Here is an 18691-nt window from a genome sequence, read left to right as displayed (position 1 = left end):
TTCCGGAGAAAATGAACTAAATTAGGATTGATGGTGATGTCTAGGATCGGCTACACTTACGAAACCAGAAAGAACCTCAAGTGGGTGTTAGCCAACCGGGTGAGTTAGTTATCAAGGTCAGTTATTTTTTTAAATAAAAAAACCCCAGTTGGTGTTAACCTACGGGGGAGTTAGTTATCAGGGTGCATCTACCAATAATCTTTTCTAGAGTAAATGGGTCGCTACCGGATAAATTAGCAGAGGTTGAAGTTTTTGCTATTTGGCGGTCAGAGAAAACCTCAGAGGGGTTAGTTATCAGGGCAGAACCTACCAATTAAATATCAGTGCGCTACTTGACAAAATGGGTGTGCTAGGGTTAAAAAATAGCACTCTATCTTCATAAAAAAACCCCCAGTGGGCGTTAGCCAACCAGGGGAGCTAGTTATCAGGGTGCATCTACCACTTAAATGTTCTAGGTTTAACTGCCATACTCAGGATAAATTTATTAGAAAATTGATTGTTGTCGTGTGTCAAAAAAAACAACAGTGAATATTAACTGAGTTAGGGGAGTTAAAGATCAAGGGACATCCATCTACTAATCAAGTATTCTAGGATTAAGCACTATTTTCTGATAGAGAATATCTGCGTCAGAAGTTGCTGTTGTTTGCCAAAATAAAAAAACCCCCAGTGGGTGTTAGCCAACTAGGGGAGTTGAAGATCAAGGTGCATCTACCAATTAAGTGTTCTAGACCCAAGTAATCCGATCCGGATAAAGTTGTCAGGGCAGAAAAACCAAAATGGCACTGAATTAGAAACATTCAGGGGTAGGATGCATCTAAGTTATTAGAGGGAGCGAAAAATCGACTTGAAACTTTCGCGTTTCAAACCAGATTTAGGAGGCAAGCAGGAGAAGTTGTGACCCAGGAATTCCATATTTCCGTAACCCCGGTAGGGCAAAATGACTACTTGGTGCGGACGGAACAAGTCGCGCCTGGGGTACCATTGGCAGAAGAATTGGTGACTTGGCCCATAGCTGATTGGTTGATGGCTGCTGGGCATTTGATGAATGACCCTTTGAAGTCGGTGTTACAAGGAGATCCATTCACTTCTGGCGGTCATGAAAGCGATATCGCCAGGAACTCTGTTAATTTGGTGGCATTGGGTCAACAATTCTATAATGCCTTATTTCAAGGTACTCTCAGAGATAGTTGGATTACTGCCCAAGGTATTGCCCAGAACCACCAACAAGTACTACGCTTACGTTTGGGGCTAAAAGACACTAGGTTAGCTCGTTTGCCTTGGGAAGTGATGCACGCAGGCGATCGCCCTCTGGCTACTGGTCCTTATGTGGCTTTTTCTCGGTTCCAAAGTGGAATTTCTGGGGCTTCTCCTTTGCGATCCCAAAATATGCCCACACCACTAGAACAAGGTGGTGTCAAAGTATTGATGGTAATTGCTTCTCCCTCAGATCAAGTCCGTCTTGATTTACAGAAACAGGAAGCGATTAAATTACAGGCGGAACTTCAGCGCCAAACATCACGACTTGCTGAAGGTAGCAAGCGTTTGCCAGAAATTGAACTGACTGTATTAGACCAACCAGGACGGGAAGAACTGACGCAAGCCCTAGAACAAGGCAGATACCACGTTCTACACTACTCTGGTCATAGTAACTTAGGCTCCAATGGCGGAGAAATTTATCTTGTTAGTCGCAGAACTGGCTTAACGGAAATCTTGACTGGGGACGATTTAGCAGGTTTGCTCGTCAACAATAACATTCAAATGGCAGTGTTTAATTCCTGCTTGGGGGCATACACCCCTGCGTCCAATCCCTCTGGAGATACTGGCGAACGTAACCTAGCAGAAAGTCTGGTGAAGCGGGGAATTAGAAGCGTTTTGGCGATGTCAGAACGAATTCCTGATGAAGTGGCGTTGACACTTACGCAATTGTTTTACCGCAACTTGAGTCAGGGATATCCAGTCGATTTGTGCGTCAGTCGAGTACGCCAAGGATTAATTTCTGCTTATGGTTCTCACCAGATGTACTGGGCATTACCGATTTTATATCTCCAGCCAGAATTTGACGGTTTTCTGAGTCAGGAAACTGAGTTATCCGCAAGTAGCGAGTCGCTGAATCAATATAGTTCGCCTTTAGGGGCAACTTCGACGATGTACTCTGCTATGGCTGATGATAGCGAGATACCTTTAGGAATGGAAGATATGATTCCTTCTGGTTTGACGCGTGACTCTTCTGGGTTGGACTGGCTGGGTGAAGATACTTGGGGCGATTTGGTTGATGAAATTGAGTATGATGACCCAAGTTATGAAGAAGATTCTGCGATCGTTTCGGATTTGTTTCGTCAGTTAGATAACCAAAAAGCTGTAATTGAACCAGATCAACAATTTCGCGAAAATAGTCTTCACCAAAACCAGATTTCTGAGGAAATGACTTCTTTGCAAGAGGAAGCAGATTTGTGGGGAGAAGTCCCACCGCCGCCACCTGCAACTGCTGGAAACCTGGAAGGAAATTGGCAAAATTCTAATTTTTCGCCGCAACCACTTTCATCAAGAAATCGTACCCGTCACCGCAAGCTGTGGCCGATTGTGGGTGTTGTGGGAATCAGTGCGATCGCATCTGCGATCGGTTTCAATTGGTGGTGGCAAAATCGAAACCAAGCAACTCTGCCTAATATACCAGTAATTCCCACCCAGTCTTTACCTGATTCTCGACCGATTCAAAAGCAGCCGAACATTGATTTAGGAATAGAAGCAACTGGGATTGTCACGGCTACTGCTACGGAAAAATTGAGCCAGGGTGACTTGCAAGGTGGGTTATTGGCTGTAGAAGAACTACTCAATCGGGGCGCACTGGCTGCGGCTGAAACTGCCCTGAAATTAATTCCCAGTAAACAAGCTGACGATCCATCTGTGAATTTTTACAAGGGACGATTGGCGTGGCAGTCTATCCAAACCGGAGATAATAATTATAGTATTGATGATGCCCGTCGTTACTGGGAAACTGCTGCCAAAGCTAAACCCGAATCGCTTTTGTATAATAACGCTTTGGGATTTGCCTACTACACAGAAGGCAATCTAAATCGAGCCAATGATTCTTGGTTTAAGGCTTTGAATTTAGCTCTCAAAGAACAGAATACAGACTCAACATCCACAAAGACAGAAGTGCCTCAAGACGCTTTAACTTCTTATGCTGGGTTAGCTCTTGGATTGTATAAATCTGCACTTAGTCAATCTAGTGGTAAGCAGATACAGTATCTCAATGAAGCGATGAAGTTGCGGCAAATGGTTCTCAAGTCCGATCGAGAAAATTTCCAGGTAGATAAATTAGCTAAAAATTGGTTGTGGACGGAGAAGGCGATTGAAGATTGGCGATCGCTCCTTCAAGAAAAAGGTGAAGTAAATTGACATAATCCTCCGAATGTGCATTGCTAAAATCGGGGATTCTGGGCTAGTTCTAACATCCTCTTAAACCCTCTTAAATTTTTCTCGGCGATACCAGCGACGAATTCGCTCAGGTGAAACGCCGAGCAAATAAGCAGTAATTACTATTTGATTAAGTAGCGTCGTTTTGAATACTCCCTTTTGTAACCATCTACGGGCTGAGGTGACAACTGGTGTAGGGATAATTACAATGCGTCCGATGCGTTTTAAACGACGCATGAGTTCAAAGTCTTCCATGATAACTAATTCGGGAAAGCCGCCTATTTGCTGAAATACTTCCTTGGTTAAAAAAATTGCCTGGTCGCCATAGGGCATTTGGTAAAAATGCGATCGCACATTTACTCCCCACTCTACCCATCGTAAACTTAAAAGTGAGGCATCAATCCGCAATTTAAATGCACCAGCCACAGTCCCAGGCTGTTGTAGTGTTGTGCGAACCATGTCATCAAACCCAGTTGGCAAACGGGTATCTGCATGAAGAAATAACAGAATCTCACCGCTAGCCGCTACAGCACCCGCGTTCATTTGCACAGCACGACTGGGAGATGATGAGATAACTTTGACATTTAAAGACTGAGCTATTTCTACTGTGTTATCCTTTGAGCCACCATCTACTACTATGACTTCTATATTTGTACTAGGTTGGGTGGTTGTAATTGCTTCTTTAATATTGGCCGCTTCATTAATAGCCGGAATAAGAATCGAAATTCTGCGACTTACAATATTCTGATTCATAATTTCTCAAAGGACTAAGGTGCATCAATAATTAAGATACCTGCTCTAAATTTTGTGGCATAATCCACAATAAATCTAATTGGTAATTCTATGATTATCGATCCTCAACAAGTCCCTACAGAAAGAAACACGAATTATCCTGAAGAGTTCAAAGCATTAGTTGCAGGAAGAATACGACAACGGTTAGGAAACTTTGCCGGATTGAAAAACTTTGGAGTAAATTTAGTGAAGTTAGAGCCTGGAAGTTATTCGGCTTTAAGACACTGGCATTCTCATCAAGATGAGTTAATCTATGTTTTGGAAGGTGAACTGACATTAATTACAGATGCAGGTGCAGAAATTCTCACGCCAGGAATAGCAGCAGGATTTCCCGCAGGTGAGGCAAATGGACATCATTTAGTAAATCGCTCATCCTCTGTTGCAATTTATCTAGAGATAGGAGATCGTACTCCCAATGACCAAGCTACTTTCCCGGATGTAGAAAATTTGGTAACAGCAGCCAGCCCTGATGGCAAGTCTAGAAAATTTATTCATCGTGATGGCACACCCTATTGATTCAGAATCAATTAGGGGATTCAAATTTCAGGAGGGTTAGGGATAATCAAGCCTTAACCCAAGCGTATTTGCAGATAATTAACTGCGGTTATCTATCTGAGCGCGTTGCAAACTTCCAGAGAAGTCAACGTAGACACTCTTCCACTCTGTGAAAACATCCAAAGCAGTCGTTCCAGCTTCGCGGTGTCCGTTACCTGTTTGTTTCACACCACCAAAGGGCAAGTGTACCTCTGCGCCAATAGTCGGGCCGTTAATATAGGTGATACCTGCTTCGATGTCGCGCATGGCAGTAAAAGCCCGATTGATATCGCGGGTGTAAACTGAAGAAGAAAGACCATAATTGCTATCGTTGAGAATTGCGATCGCATCCTCAAAGGAGCTAACCTCAATCAATACCACCACTGGGCCAAATATCTCTTCACGAGCAACTCGCATATCAGGAGTTACATCATCCAAAATAGTTGGTTGAAAGAAGTAACCGTTTTTCAATGAGCCTTCACTAGCAATTTCTCCACCAATTAAAACCTTTGCCCCTTCCTCACGAGCAATATCTAAATACTTCCTCACCTGTTGGAGTTGCTTTTCATTGACAATCGGCCCAATATCTGTATTTGGATCAGTCCCAGCACCCAAGCGTAATTTACTGGTACGCTCATAAAGCATCGCGGTAAATTTTTCCTTGATATCACGATGCAAAATCAGCCGACTGGTAGCCGTACAGCGTTGCCCAGTTGTCCCAAATGCTCCCCACACTGCACCATCAAGAGCAAGTTCTAAATCCGCATCTTCCATCACCACTTGAGCGTTTTTACCACCCATTTCCAAACAGACACGCTTGTGAGTGCGTCCGCAAGTAGCGCCGACAAAAGCACCCGTTTCTGAAGAACCGGTAAACGATACTAAATCTACATGGGGATGCTCAACTAAAGCTTTCCCCGCCTCCTCTCCCACACCATGCACCAAGTTAATTACTCCTGGTGGTAAACCTGCTTGTTGAAAAATTTCAATTAATTTAGTTGCACAGGCGGAGGTATCTTCAGCAGGTTTGAGAATAACTGTATTGCCACACACTAAGGCTGGCATAGCTTTCCAGCAAGGAATTGCCACCGGGAAATTCCAGGGAGTAATTAAGGCACAGACTCCGATGGGCATCCGCACAGTCATGGCAAATTTATTGGACATTTCCGAGGGTGTGGTTTGCCCAAATAATCGCCGCCCTTCGCCAGCGCTGTAAAAGGCGCAGTCAATACCTTCTTGGACATCTCCCCTAGCTTCCGTCAAGGGTTTACCCATTTCCCGACTGATTAATTGGGCAAGTTCTTCTTTATGCTGGAGCAATATTTCCCCAACGCGAAAGATGTATTCTGCCCTCGCTGGGGCAGGGACTTTGCGCCAACTGCGGTAGGCTTTACGGGCGGCGGCTACTGCTGTATCTACATCCTGAACTTGAGAACGGGGAAATGTTGCCACCACTTCGGTTTTGTCGGCAGGGTTGCGACTTTCTAGGGTTGCTTCCTCTACAGCACTCAACCATTGGCCATCTATATAATTGCGGCAAGATAGCGGAGTTGTCATTTTGAAAATCTCCGGCTGATGATCTACTGAAACTTGTGTATTAAGTTTGCTTGCTTTCTAGGTTATCCTCAAGTTTAGGAAATTGGCGCGATAAGCAAATATCGATATAAAAGTTAAGGCACTAACGCCAATACGCCCACAGGAGAACCAGAACCACCACGTAATCTTAGAGGTGCGATCGCTAGAGTAGTACCTTTAGGTGGCAGTTGATCCAAATTTGTTAGATTCTCCAACACAATGCGCGGTTTTTCCAATACCAAGCGGTTAATCGCAAAACTGTTATCCTGTCCTGGATCTACACCATGAGTATCAATTCCTACTCCACTTATTTGCCGTTCATCAAGTAAAAATTGAGTGGCATCGCTGCCAAATCCGGGAAAGTGGGGAATCCCTTGAGCATCATGATTAAGAAATGCACTTTTATCCAACCACTTTTTTTGCCAACCAGTATTCAGTAAAACTACGCAACCAGGAGAAATTTCACCCTGTTCTTCTTCCCAAGCCAAAACATCAGCAATAGTCAGGGCATAATCAGAATTATCCGCTGTGGCTTGGCAAATATTTATGACTACCGCAGGTACAACCAAAGACTGGGCTGGGTATTGGTCAATTCCCAAAGCAGAACTATGAAAACTGTTAGGAGCATTGATATGGGTAGCGCTATGTTCCCCTAAGGAGAAACGCCGCAGGTAATAGCCATCATTATTTAGTTCAGCCACAGTTTCAAATTCTACTGTGGGATCTCCAGACCATTGGGGAATATCTACGTCAATGACATGACTTAGGTGGATAACACGTGTGTAGGTGATACTATTTTGACTTTGGGGTTGTATCATCCCAGCCTTCTATTTTATTTGTACTCAGGGATTTTTTTCAGGTGCGATGCCTGATTTGGGCTACACCTACGCAAAGATATTACTACAATAAGAAGTCTTTCAATCGATTTGACTGCAATCTTAATTCCCTATACTAAAAGAAATAATTCCCCAAACCTGTGAATTTTAGGTTAGCAAAAAGTGAGTTAATCAAAGGTTAACTACTGGTTGTTAATTTTTAATTAAACTTAGACATCTACAGAAATTAAATATGCTTTATCCAGAACCCTTGTAGAGACGTAGCAGTGCTACGTCTCTACATTTTTTCACTCATATTTCTATTGTGTGATGTCTACGTTGAGGGTTCTTGCTTTAGTGGAATCATCACAACAAACTCAGCACCTTCTCCTGGTGCTGAACTACAATCGATCTTTCCTGCATGTTTTTGAACGATAATTTGGTAGCTAATTGATAATCCCATACCTGTGCCTTTACCCACAGCTTTTGTCGTGAAGAAGGGGTCAAATAGGCGTTTGCGTACTTCCTCAGTCATGCCTGGGCCATTGTCGGCAATGCTAATGATTACATAGTCTTCTTGAATGAGGGTGCGAATGCGAATTTGTGGAAAAGTCATTTGTCCTTGGTCATTTGTCATTTGTTCAGTGTTATTTACTAATGACAGATGACTAATGAGATAGGCGCTTTGCCTTCCCGCAGGGTATGACTCTTCTAAAACATCGATCGCATTTGTCAACAGATTCATAAACACCTGATTCATCTGTCCAGCGTGACAAACTACTGGTGGGAGGTTGCCGTAGTCTCGGATTACTTGGATTTCGGGATGTCCTGGTTTGGCTTTTAGGCGATTTTGCAACAACAGCAAGGTGCTATCCATACCTTGATGAATATCTACTGCTTTTGTACCGTCTTCATCAAGACGAGAAAAATTGCGTAAAGATAGGACAATCTGCCGAATGCGTTCGGCTCCCATTTTCATAGAATCTAGGATTTTGGGTAAATCTTGCTTGAGAAAGTCTAAATCAATAGTGTCGATTTGTTGGTTAATCTCTAGTGTTGGTGGGCAGTAACTCTGTTGATAAAGTTCTACTAAGTGCAGCAAATCCTTAGTATATTCTCTGGCGTGGCTAATATTGCCGTAGATGAAATTAACAGGATTATTGATTTCGTGGGCAATACCTGCAACCAATTGTCCTAAACTGGACATTTTTTCGGTTTGAATCAGTTGCGCTTGAGTTTGTTGAAGTTCTAGCAGTGCTGCTTCTAGTTGCTGGGCTTTATCTTGGGCAGTTTGGGCAGTGATGCGGCTTTGGGTGTAAAGTTTAGCTTGGTCAATGGCGATCGCTAGTTGAACTGTAACTGCTTGTAGTAACTCTACTTCGTTGTTCAGCCAAGGGCGAAAGCCACTACAATAACCACAGCTAAATGCACCAATTTCACCAGATTGGGTATGTACAGGCAGCGACATAAAGGCAGTGAAACCAAAATCTTGCAAAAACTGCTGTGCTATAGAATCGCTCACAGTCTCAGCATCATTAATGCGGATGATTTCTCCATTCAAGGTTTTAGCTGCGATTAGCTTGATTTCGGCATGAATTGCTTCTTGTTGGTTAAGCAGACAGGGTAAAAAGGAACTTTTCGCCTCATATACTTTTTCCCAGTATGGTACATCAGCATCTTGGCGATACCAAAAGAAGACGCAGCGATCGATCTCGAATAAGTTGTGAATCTCCTGCACTGCGGTTTCCACAATGTAATTGAGATCCAAAGAAGCTCGAATCTGATTAGAAAGACGATTAAGTAGCGCTTCTCGCTGGGCGCTTTCTCTGAGTGCAATTTCTGCTTGTTTGCGCTTGATGCCAATAGCAATTTCCTGGGCGGCAAATTCCAATGCGATGAAAGTTGATTCTGTCACTGTTTGGCGGGCAAACATGGCGATCACGCCGACAATTTCATCTTCAACAATTAAGGGATAGCCAGCAAAGGCAACCATACACTCTTGCTTTGCCCATTCTTTATTACCGACGCGGGGATCTGTCTGCACAGAGTTAGTTAAGTGAGGTTTGCCTTCTTCAGCAATCAAACCAATTTTGAATTGACCGACTGGCACATATTTATGAGGCCCATTGATGTGGGTGTACATCCCCGAACTAACTTGCAACTCCAAGACATTATCTTGTTTGTTCAGCGTCCAGATGCGAGCAAAAGCTGCATCAAGATGTTCAATTAAAGCGTCAGTGCAGCGACGCATCATGTTCTGTAGGCTGTCACTCTGAGTCAATGCCGCATCTACATCAGCACGAAAATTTGCTAACCGCGCTCGTTCTGCTAGAGCTACTTCTGCTTCTTTGCGATCGGTGGTGTCATAGCAAATACCAACAAAGTACAAAACATTGCCATTAGCGTCTTTAATCGCAGATGAGTTGCTTGTATGCCATTGCCAACTACCATTTTTGTGTTTGACTCGATATTCAATTGCTTTTTGTTTTTCGCCTGTTGTCAAAATTCTTTGAAAATAATCGGTACAGATATGCACATCGTCAGGATGTATAAAGGGAACAAAGGATTGGCCTTCAACCTCTGCAATCTCATGCCCAAAAATTTCAGTCCAGTTAGGAGAAACGTAGGAAAATATTCCTTCAAGTGTCAGTGCAAAAATAACGTTGTTGGCGTTTTCCACAATGCTGCGGAACTTGGCATCACTTTCGATCAATGCTGCTTGGATATTCTCGCTGGTGTCACGGACAAGAACTATAATTTGTCGGTCTGCTAATGGTAATAACCTAGCTTCAAATTTATTTTTCCCTTCTGATAGGGGTAAGGTATATTCAAAACTGACTTGAGATTGAGTTTCCAGGACTTGAGTTATTGCTTGGTAGAAGCGATCGCCTACAGCAGTCGGTAAGCATTCTCGCAAACTCTTGCCCTGACAATCTCCTGGTGGAATATATAGACTCTGCATCAATCCTTGCTTGTAATCCAGAATACTTCCATCAGCATCAAGCCGAAAGTACAAATCAGGAAGCACTTGCAAAATCGCTGCAAATTCTGATGTTTTTTGGCGCAACTGTGCTTCAACTGCTTGGCGTTTTGTAGTTTCAGTTTGTAGTTGCTCTAATGCTTTTGATAACTCTCTTACTCGTTTTCTATCTGTAATTTTACGTAATTGACGAGAATATTTTGTCGATGACGAGTAGCTTTCTGAAGGTTGGCTGCTCGCTAGCGGCACTCCTGTTAGATCGATACAATAACCGATGTAACCAACAAAGCTACCATCTGCTGAAAATCGTGGCCCGGCTGTATCTAAAATCCAGCGATATTCGCCATCAGCACCACGCAGACGATATTGCCTCTGGAAGGAATCATACGTCGCAAATGCTCTCAGGTATATATCTTCACATCGCTGTCTATCTTCTGGATGAACACTGCAAGTCCAAATATTGCCTATTTCCTCTTCTCGCACAGATGTTATGAGATGTGTTCCAGTAAATTTCAGCCAATTGGAATTGAAGTAGCAGTAAAGTGCATTGCATCCAGACATCCAAATCATCAGAGGAGTAGTATCCGCTTCCTGACAAAATACTTTTTCATTCTGTTGTCTTTCTTCCTCTTCAACGATAATTTGGTTAACGTAGCTCTGCACCTTTTTAGAAAACACTTTTGCCTGCCTGCTCTACCTAAATTATTAATTTAATAATCTGAAAATATGATTTGTTAATACATGGATATAATCTTTTTCATGCCAACATGCTAACGATCTTAATACTTTATTCATTTTTATATATGCGAGAATTCCTCTTTTATTGTAAATAAATTGCCAAAAGGCTGAAGTTATGATTAAGATTAACTTCAGCCTTTTTTATGAAATTTAAACTATCTATATATCAGAGAATTTGTTTGACTTTATTTCTGATTTAAATCACTGAAAAGTTCATCTTAGCTATGTAATTCCATTACTTAAAAACCTGATTTAACTTTACAGAGGCTATATAATTTTCTGTGGAGTATTTACATCTTTATCATAAATTTACAATAATCAAGAATTTTATCCAAAATAAATATTGATTTTTCATCAAGAAGAATTCAGTATGAATTAGAATCTGGCTGATGGATCTAGCTTCCTTCAAATCAGGGGTATAAAAGAGTTTGAGAACCACATATCTACTAAGCAATCCCTAGTAAATTGGTGGTATAAAACCCAACTTTATTTATTCGTAATCCTCGATCATGGCGAATGTATTCTTTTTTATTGTTCTCAACAAAACCCAATTTTTCAAAATTGTCTTGACTATTCAAAATTCCTTGTATAGCAATCCTATCTCAGTTATCAGAAATCTGTGTGATGACGAACTACCAAGGAAAAGAGAACAAAAATAGAATTTACAAATCTCATGAATGATTTAGGATTGCTATAGCAAAATCGCAAATTAAATGAGAGAAATGCTAAATGTGATATCAACACGTTGTAACAATGGCTGATAATCACATTTTTTATGTTATAAAGCTCACAGAAATTAATGTTAGGCGGAAACTACTTTATGGAACCAGATAAACTTGGCCGTTTTAAGGAGTACGGCGAATTCATCCTCCGAAAGATAGATTCTGTGCCTCAGTACCCTTCTAAACAAGAAGATTGGGTTCCAGCTAGTCTTGATGACTGTCTTCTTCGTTTGCGATCGGCTGCCCAGAAAACTGTAGACCTGGCAACTTCGCCTGTAAAAATTGGTGTGATGGGGGAGTTTAGTAGTGGAAAAACTTTACTTTTAGGCAGTCTAATTGGATATGCAGATGCTTTGCCTGTCAGTGAAAACCCGACTACAGGTAATGTTACCGCCATACATATTATTCCGCAAGACGATTTCGCAACGACGCAACTAAGTAACTTTACGGTAGAGTATCTTTCCCATGAGGGAGTACATGAGTGTCTACGCTTCATGCTAGGGGAAGCCAATAAACGAACCACAGCAGCAGGGCTTCCTCCCATACCAGTATCGAAACTCAACTCTGGGACAGATATTATTGGCTGGTGTGAAGAAGCATGGAATAGCAGTAACAATTTAGAACTGCGTTATTTACTCCGGGAGTTGGTATTATTCCTGCGGGCTTATCAAGCTTATGGGGAAGTTATGTGTGGTGGGCACTACCAGATTGATGCCATCACCGCCCGCGAGGGGCTACAGCTGGTCGAGCAGCCAATGGCAATTCAAACTCTGAAATTTGAGGATCTACCGCCAGCGCATATTAGATTACCGAGTCCACCCCAGAGACTACCAACAAAGTTATTACAAAACAGCTTCCCACTAATCCGCCGCGTCGATATCGATGTGAAAATCTCACGGGAAATTTGGGATTTTGCAGATGCAGCTAAATTTATTCTCATCGACTTTCCGGGATTGGGGGCTGCTAATTCGGGGGCTAGGGATACCTTTTTGTCATTGCGAGAATTGGCAGAAGTACAGACAATCTTGGTATTGCTAAATGGTAAATCTCCCGGAAGCGATCGCGCCAATAAAATCTTCACCATGATGCAGCAGCAGCGACCGGGACAAGACCTAAAAGATTTAATTCTCGTCGGTGTGGGTCGCTTCGATCAACTACCTCTAGACAGTGAGGGTGGTGAAAGAGAACTTGACCATCTGATTGAAGATAGCCATTTAGAAGAGGAAACGGTTCTCCAAAAACTCAAAGTTCTGCAAACGACCATTGACGGTGCAGCAGCATTTACAACCCAAAAAGACCGCATCGTTTTACTGTCGCCACTGTTGGGATTGGCTGAATTAGCAAAACGTTCTAGTAAAGTCAAAGCAGGCTCACCAGAGTTTTTAGCGAACCTAGATTATCCTGATTATTTAGATCGGTCTAAACGGCTACAACAGAAATGGGAGCTATTAAGTAAAAATCTGATAGAATCTAACACCCGTAGCTATTTAGGCAGACAGCTAGGTTACTTTAGTCAAGATGGCGGACTTAGTAAGCTGCGCGAATTGATTCAAACCCACGTAGCTACTCATGGTCTGAAGCAACTGCATGAAGATACCAAAAGAGCTGCTGATGTGGTGAGTCAGCAACAAGATCACTTGAAAGACATCATAGATGAAATTCACGAGCAAGGCATCCCCACAGGCGATAGTCCGGCTTTTATAGAGTTGCGCTTTGTGGTCGAAAGCTTAGATAAAATCTACAGAAATTTCCAAAAAGATATCGGCAAAGAACCACTCAAAGACCGGCGTGGTGTTGTCGTCAGCGATGTAGTTAAAGACGAACTCACCTTTAGAATCCTCAATTGGAACCAGTGGACTTTACTCTTCAACAAAGCCAATAATGGAGCGATCGCTCTGGCAGAATCTAAAGGTGCAGCCGGGAAATTATTCGATCGGGGAAACCGCGTAAATACTTCCCTTCCGACTAAGAGTGATGATTTTTATCCAGTATTTGAGAAAACCGTTAAAGAAGTAGAAGATTTTGCCCGCGATCGCATCCAGCAAGCAGTGGTAGATTTGTTGAACCAATTGTCAAATCATATCGCCCCAGAACGCGAACAATTGCAGGCATTTTTCCATCCAGAAATGGAACAAGAAATCGAAGAAAAATTTGGTTTTGAAGATGCCGATCTCTTTTACAAATTATTACTAGGATGCGACCCTAACGAATGGAAAGAAGCAATCATCTCGGAAATTACTAGCAAAGACAAAACCGTTGCACCCGAAATTATTTTTCCTTTAGCACGTCAAGACGATAAACACAACGTTGGTCAAATCTTTGATTGGGCACCAGAGAAAAGCCAAGGCTTACCCAGATCGAGCAATCACCAACTTTTAGTACTGCGACTGCGAGATGAAATGACTGCTAGCGCCAGCCTCCATCTTGTGCAGTATGTCAGCGAAGTTAATCAGCAAATTAATTCCGAACTAGAAGGGATTTTGGATCAAATTATTCCTAGTCTGCAAAACCTTTCCAAAAAAGAAACTTTGCTAAGATATTTGGCAGCTGGGGAATTGCCATCTGAGATCCAAATTCCTACTTGGTTGCAGATTATTTCTGAAATGGCGGCTGTTTCTCCCTCAGACGATTTGGATTTGAGATGACGCGATCGCGTAGAGAGATGAGGATGTATTTGTGAGACGTGATGCAATTTTTTATACAATTTTTAAGCGTGTCCCAGGATTGTTTTTCGAGTTAGTAGAACAGCCACCGCCTGAAGCTGCTAGCTATCGCTTTGAATCAGTAGAAGTTAAAGAACCAACATTTCGGATTGATGGGGTATTTTTACCTCCACCGGATGCAACATCTCAGACGATCTTTTTTGCTGAGGTACAATTCCAAAAGGATGAGTTACTGTACCATCGCTTTTTCTCAGAATCCATGCTGTATATGTATCGTAACCCGTCGCTTTACGATGACTGGTACGGGGTAATTATTTTACAGTCTCGCAGCTTGGAACCAGAAAACACTACTATTCACAGATCGCTACTGAACAGTTCTCAAGTACAACGAATTTATTTAGATGAGTTAGGTAGTCCTGATGAGTACAAAGTAGGTATCAGTTTGATGCAGTTGACTATTGCCTCAGAGACTCAAATGGTGGTACAAGCCAAACGTTTAATTGATCGGGTGCAACAAGAGCAGATAACTATCTTGGCTAAGAAGGAGATAATAGATGTAATCACAACAATTGCAGTTTATAAATTCGCAAACTTAAGTCGTGAAGAGGTAGAGGCAATGTTAGGAGTTAAGTTAGAAGAAACTAGGGTTTATCAAGAAGCTAAACAAGAAGGACTACAACAAGGAGTAGAAATAGGACGAGAACAAGGAGTAGAAATAGGGCGAGAACAAGGAGTGAAAATAGGGCGAGAACAAGGAGTGAAAATAGGGCGAGAACAAGCAAAACTTGAACTTGTACCTCAGTTATTAGCTCTTGGTATGTCGATGCAAGAGGTTGCCCAATTACTTAATTTAACCATCGAACAAGTAAGACTTGCAGCTGAGTAATCACAACAATTACTGGTTATAAATTTGTAAACTTAAGCCGTGAAGAGATAGAGGCAATGTTTGAAATTACGTTACAAGAAACTAGGGTTTATCGAGAAGCTAAAGAAGAAGGACGACAAGAAGGACTAAAACAAGCACTAGAAGAAATACGAGAACAAGGACTACAACAAGGACGAGAAGAAGTAAAACGTGAACTTATACCTCGGTGTTTAGCTTATGGTATTTCTATAGAAGAGGTTGCCCAGTTACTTAATTTAACTATCGAACAAGTTGAACAAGTAAAAGTTGCAACTGAGCAAGAAACTTTAACATCAACTTTGTAACCACCGTAATTTTCATAACGATGCCTAGTTTGGGCTACGCCTACATCCTTTCATATAAAAGCGTAGGCGTAGATATCGTGCCAAATAAAAAAGCCAGTGCTAAACAGAATCAGTGGTACAGGAGCAAAAATTAAAAGTTTTTACCATAAGGATTCTCTGAATTTGTAATTTTATAATGCAATATTACAGTTTTTAGCCAGCTATAAAATAGACAACAGAAAGTGATACTATAATGAACCCTTTCCAATTGAATAACTATAGCGATCGCGAACCAAGCGAGAAACAACAAAAAAGATTTCCGGGATGGTTTGCTTTAGATTTTGGTACATCGAATTCGACAGTCACACTTTTCGATCCAATTGAAGTGCCGATCGCAGAAATCTTACCCAAAGAACAAGAAATTCGGTTGCGCGATCGCTTATCGCAATGGCTCAGTTCTCCCGCCTCTATAGCTTTACCAGATGTCAGCGCTGATGATTGGGCAAAGTTCATCACAGAAATTAGCAAAAATTTGGAGATAGAACCCAGCCGATTGAGTGAAGTATTTGAAAGTGATAATAAAGAGCGATTTTTAGAAGCAATTCGCCAAATTGAACTTTCTTTAGGAAACAGCGAGAGGTTCCGCCGGGCTGTCAGCAAAAAACTTTACCAAATTTATCATGAGGTTTTCCGCGTTCCTACCCTAGAGTCGCAAAATCTGATCCCAGTTGTGCTGGATATCGATCGCCGCGATACGGAAATTCCCAGCGAGTCGGAAATTTCGCACTTAGGGGACTTAAAACTGCGGATGGGAAGAGAAGCTAGAGATAACCGAAAAAAAGCGATCGCTCAAGGTACAAGCGGTTCTTTAAAGGAAATTATCAGCAGGTTTCACCATTCACCCAAACGCTATTTTGGTCAGGAGCGATCGTTTTCAGTTATTTTGAATGGTGAAGAAGAAAAAATTACCGCCAATCAGTTAATCCAATCTGCTTGGGCGCATTTAATCGAGTTAACTGAAGACTACCGCCAACACGCACGACGCAGATTTTCAGAAGGGGATTTTTTAACAGCAGTTGTCACCTACCCTACTGTCGCCCCACCAGTTGTTCGTAAGGAAGTTAGGGAATTAGTTGAGCAGTTGGGAATCGATGATGTGCAAACTGCTTATGATGAAGCCGTTTCTGTGGCGATATTCTTTTTATGGCGAGAATTTGGCGGTAATCTCAACATTGGGATTGAGTCATTCAAAACTCGTTGTCGCCAAATAGGAAATAAATGGTCACAAAATGTCCTCGTTTTGGATATCGGCGGCGGGACTACAGACTTAGCTTTAATCGAACTAACTTTAGAAGATAAAACCCCAGCTTTTACTGATTATGAAGACCGGGGTTTAGGAGGACGTTATTATAAACTTACTCCCAAACTATTAGGTTCATCTGGTCATTTACAGCTAGGTGGTGAGTTAATTACACTGCGAATTTTTAGATTATTAAAAGTTGCGATCGCAGACTTTTTGTTGACAGCAGTTACAACAGGTGGTATTGAAAACGAAAAGCTAGAAGATTTAATTAACTCCGAGTTAAACGAGCGCTTTTTAGAACAAGGCAAATTCAAAACTGGCAGTCTTTTAAAATGTCTGGATAGAGAGAATCCTGAAGGCGATATTGCTTACAAAGATGCTCTAGATACTGCCGAAAAAGTATTGCCTACCCGTTGGCAACAAGCACCCCAACGCCTGCAATCCTTTTATATTCTCTGGGATTATGCAGAAGCAGCTAAACTTAAACTTGGGCAAAAGCCACCAGCAGAGAATTCTCTATTAACCTTCACACTTTCTGAGCAGCAAATTTCTGAATTGCTTACCCAAAGCGCCGTAAAATTACAAGTTCAAGATCCAAATAACATCTGCATCACCTTAAATAACCAGCAATTTGAACGAGCCGCTGCATCTGGAATTAAAGAAGCGATCGGAATTGCCAAAGGATTAATGGAAAGTCGTTTGCGTCCCGACGATCTCACCAAAGATTCTTGGAATTCTCAAAAAGTTGATTGGTTAATTTTGTCTGGTAAAACTTGTAATTTAGACATAGTGCAGCGCCAAATTTACCAAGAATTTAGTAAATCTCCATATTTTGTTTGGAATCCAGAACGGATTACCTTTGTGTTGGAATTTACTAAATTAGCCACCTCTGCCGGTGCTTGCTATGCCGAAAAGCTACGAAGATTGAGATTCGATCCAGAAGAGTCTAAAAGCTTGCTGCGTAAGGGAGCCAACCAGCTAGAAATTGATGTCAAAAATCTATTTTATTATTTACCCTGCAACTTCAAACGCAAAACCCAAAGCAACGATTTACTAACTATATTCAAAGCTGGACAAGAACTCTATCAACTCGCATCTTGGGAAACTGTCGCCAAAGTTCGTACTCATTGGCAAGGCATACAATTAACTAACATTATCTACCGTCAAGATTACGAAGAAGGAGATTTACGACTATGGGGAAGCTTTGACGGTAAGAACCTCATGAATCAACTAGAGATGCAAGAAGCAGAGTTTCTGAAAAAAATCAAAGTCCAGTTTGAAATTGATCAAACCCTCGAATTTAATGTATTGCTTTGTCAGGGAAATCCCCATTATTTGATTGATATTTCTGGCATTGATTTAGAATCGGTAGTTTCAGAAACTTCATCGCTATTTGCTGATGGTAAATTAAACTGGAATATCGCTGTAGAACGCTTTAATAAAGACTTGAATGATGGTGATATTGCCGTCAATGTTATTGAGTCTGCAACTGTCGATCAACCAGATGCCTATCATCTTGTATTTGAAGTCGGAAATGATGGTAGTAAAACGTTTCACAAATTTCATTATCTTCGCGATGGGGTGACGCAACCAGGAATTGGGTTAATTAGTAATCCCTTACCTCCATTCCCACAAACTGGCCAGCACACCTTCTATGTTTATCAAACAGATGCAGAAACAAACAGTAAAAAATGGATAAGAATTGGCGCACTCAGTAAACCAGATGTAACCACAGATTACCCTTGCCAATATCGTGTAACTCTCGACGATCAAGGTATTCTAAGGATGCACGCTGGTGAAGTCCCTTACTGGACATCACAAAATCAAGAATGCTTGAAAGAAGAAGGATGTATTTATCGTGCTGAATTAGAATTGCAACCTAATGAAGTTGATAAAGAACGCGATCCTTTTTGCGGCATACATTAAACCTTTGCATTCCTCTGCGCTAACCTTTGCGTTCCTCT

At 41.7% G+C, this 18691-nt stretch carries 10 protein-coding genes; 6 read left to right on the top strand and 4 right to left on the bottom strand.

All coding sequences use genetic code 11. The features are described 5' to 3' along the window. Positions 1-894 precede the first annotated feature (894 nt). Positions 895-3399: a cell division protein HetF gene (hetF, locus tag V7L31_RS01240; protein ID WP_334694570.1), complete on the top strand. Its 2505-nt coding sequence runs from the start codon at positions 895-897 to the stop codon at positions 3397-3399. 60 nt (positions 3400-3459) lie between these two features. Here hetF and V7L31_RS01235 read toward each other — a convergent pair whose 3' ends face one another. Beyond that, positions 3460-4170, bottom strand: coding sequence for a TIGR04283 family arsenosugar biosynthesis glycosyltransferase (locus V7L31_RS01235; protein ID WP_334694569.1), 711 nt, complete (start codon positions 4168-4170; stop codon positions 3460-3462). Positions 4171-4260: 90 nt separating this feature from the next. Between V7L31_RS01235 and V7L31_RS01230 the strand changes: the two genes are divergently transcribed. Beyond that, positions 4261-4725, top strand: coding sequence for a cupin domain-containing protein (locus V7L31_RS01230; protein ID WP_334694568.1), 465 nt, complete (start codon positions 4261-4263; stop codon positions 4723-4725). A gap of 78 nt (positions 4726-4803) precedes the next feature. Here the strand turns inward: V7L31_RS01230 and V7L31_RS01225 are convergent, their stop codons facing one another. From V7L31_RS01225 to V7L31_RS01215, 3 genes are all read right to left on the bottom strand, one after another. Next, entirely contained in the window at positions 4804-6300 is a 1497-nt protein-coding gene (locus V7L31_RS01225) for an aldehyde dehydrogenase family protein (protein ID WP_334694567.1), read from the bottom strand. Positions 6301-6413: 113 nt separating this feature from the next. Next, a complete protein-coding gene (locus V7L31_RS01220; protein WP_334694566.1) occupies positions 6414-7136 on the bottom strand; it encodes a cyclase family protein in 723 nt (240 codons plus the stop codon). Between the two features lie 331 nt (positions 7137-7467). Continuing rightward, positions 7468-10791: a PAS domain S-box protein gene (locus V7L31_RS01215; RefSeq protein ID WP_334694565.1), complete on the bottom strand. Its 3324-nt coding sequence runs from the start codon at positions 10789-10791 to the stop codon at positions 7468-7470. Positions 10792-11671: 880 nt separating this feature from the next. Here V7L31_RS01215 and V7L31_RS01210 point away from each other — a divergent pair. From V7L31_RS01210 to V7L31_RS01195, 4 genes are all read left to right on the top strand, one after another. Next, positions 11672-14218: a proteasome protein gene (locus V7L31_RS01210; RefSeq protein ID WP_334694564.1), complete on the top strand. Its 2547-nt coding sequence runs from the start codon at positions 11672-11674 to the stop codon at positions 14216-14218. A 31-nt stretch (positions 14219-14249) separates the two neighbouring features. Continuing rightward, positions 14250-15122 (top strand): Rpn family recombination-promoting nuclease/putative transposase, encoded by an 873-nt coding sequence (locus tag V7L31_RS01205; RefSeq protein WP_334694563.1) that lies wholly within the window; start codon positions 14250-14252, stop codon positions 15120-15122. Positions 15123-15178: 56 nt separating this feature from the next. Further along, entirely contained in the window at positions 15179-15445 is a 267-nt protein-coding gene (locus V7L31_RS01200) for an aspartate aminotransferase (RefSeq protein WP_334694562.1), read from the top strand. 232 nt (positions 15446-15677) lie between these two features. Next, entirely contained in the window at positions 15678-18653 is a 2976-nt protein-coding gene (locus V7L31_RS01195) for a molecular chaperone (RefSeq protein WP_334694561.1), read from the top strand. Positions 18654-18691 lie beyond the last annotated feature (38 nt).

Source organism: Nostoc sp., assembly GCF_036916655.1.
Lineage (GTDB): Bacteria > Cyanobacteriota > Cyanobacteriia > Cyanobacteriales > Nostocaceae > Nostoc.
The sequence above is the reverse complement of the archived record's forward strand: the minus strand, read 5'-3'. Positions and strand labels throughout refer to the sequence as shown.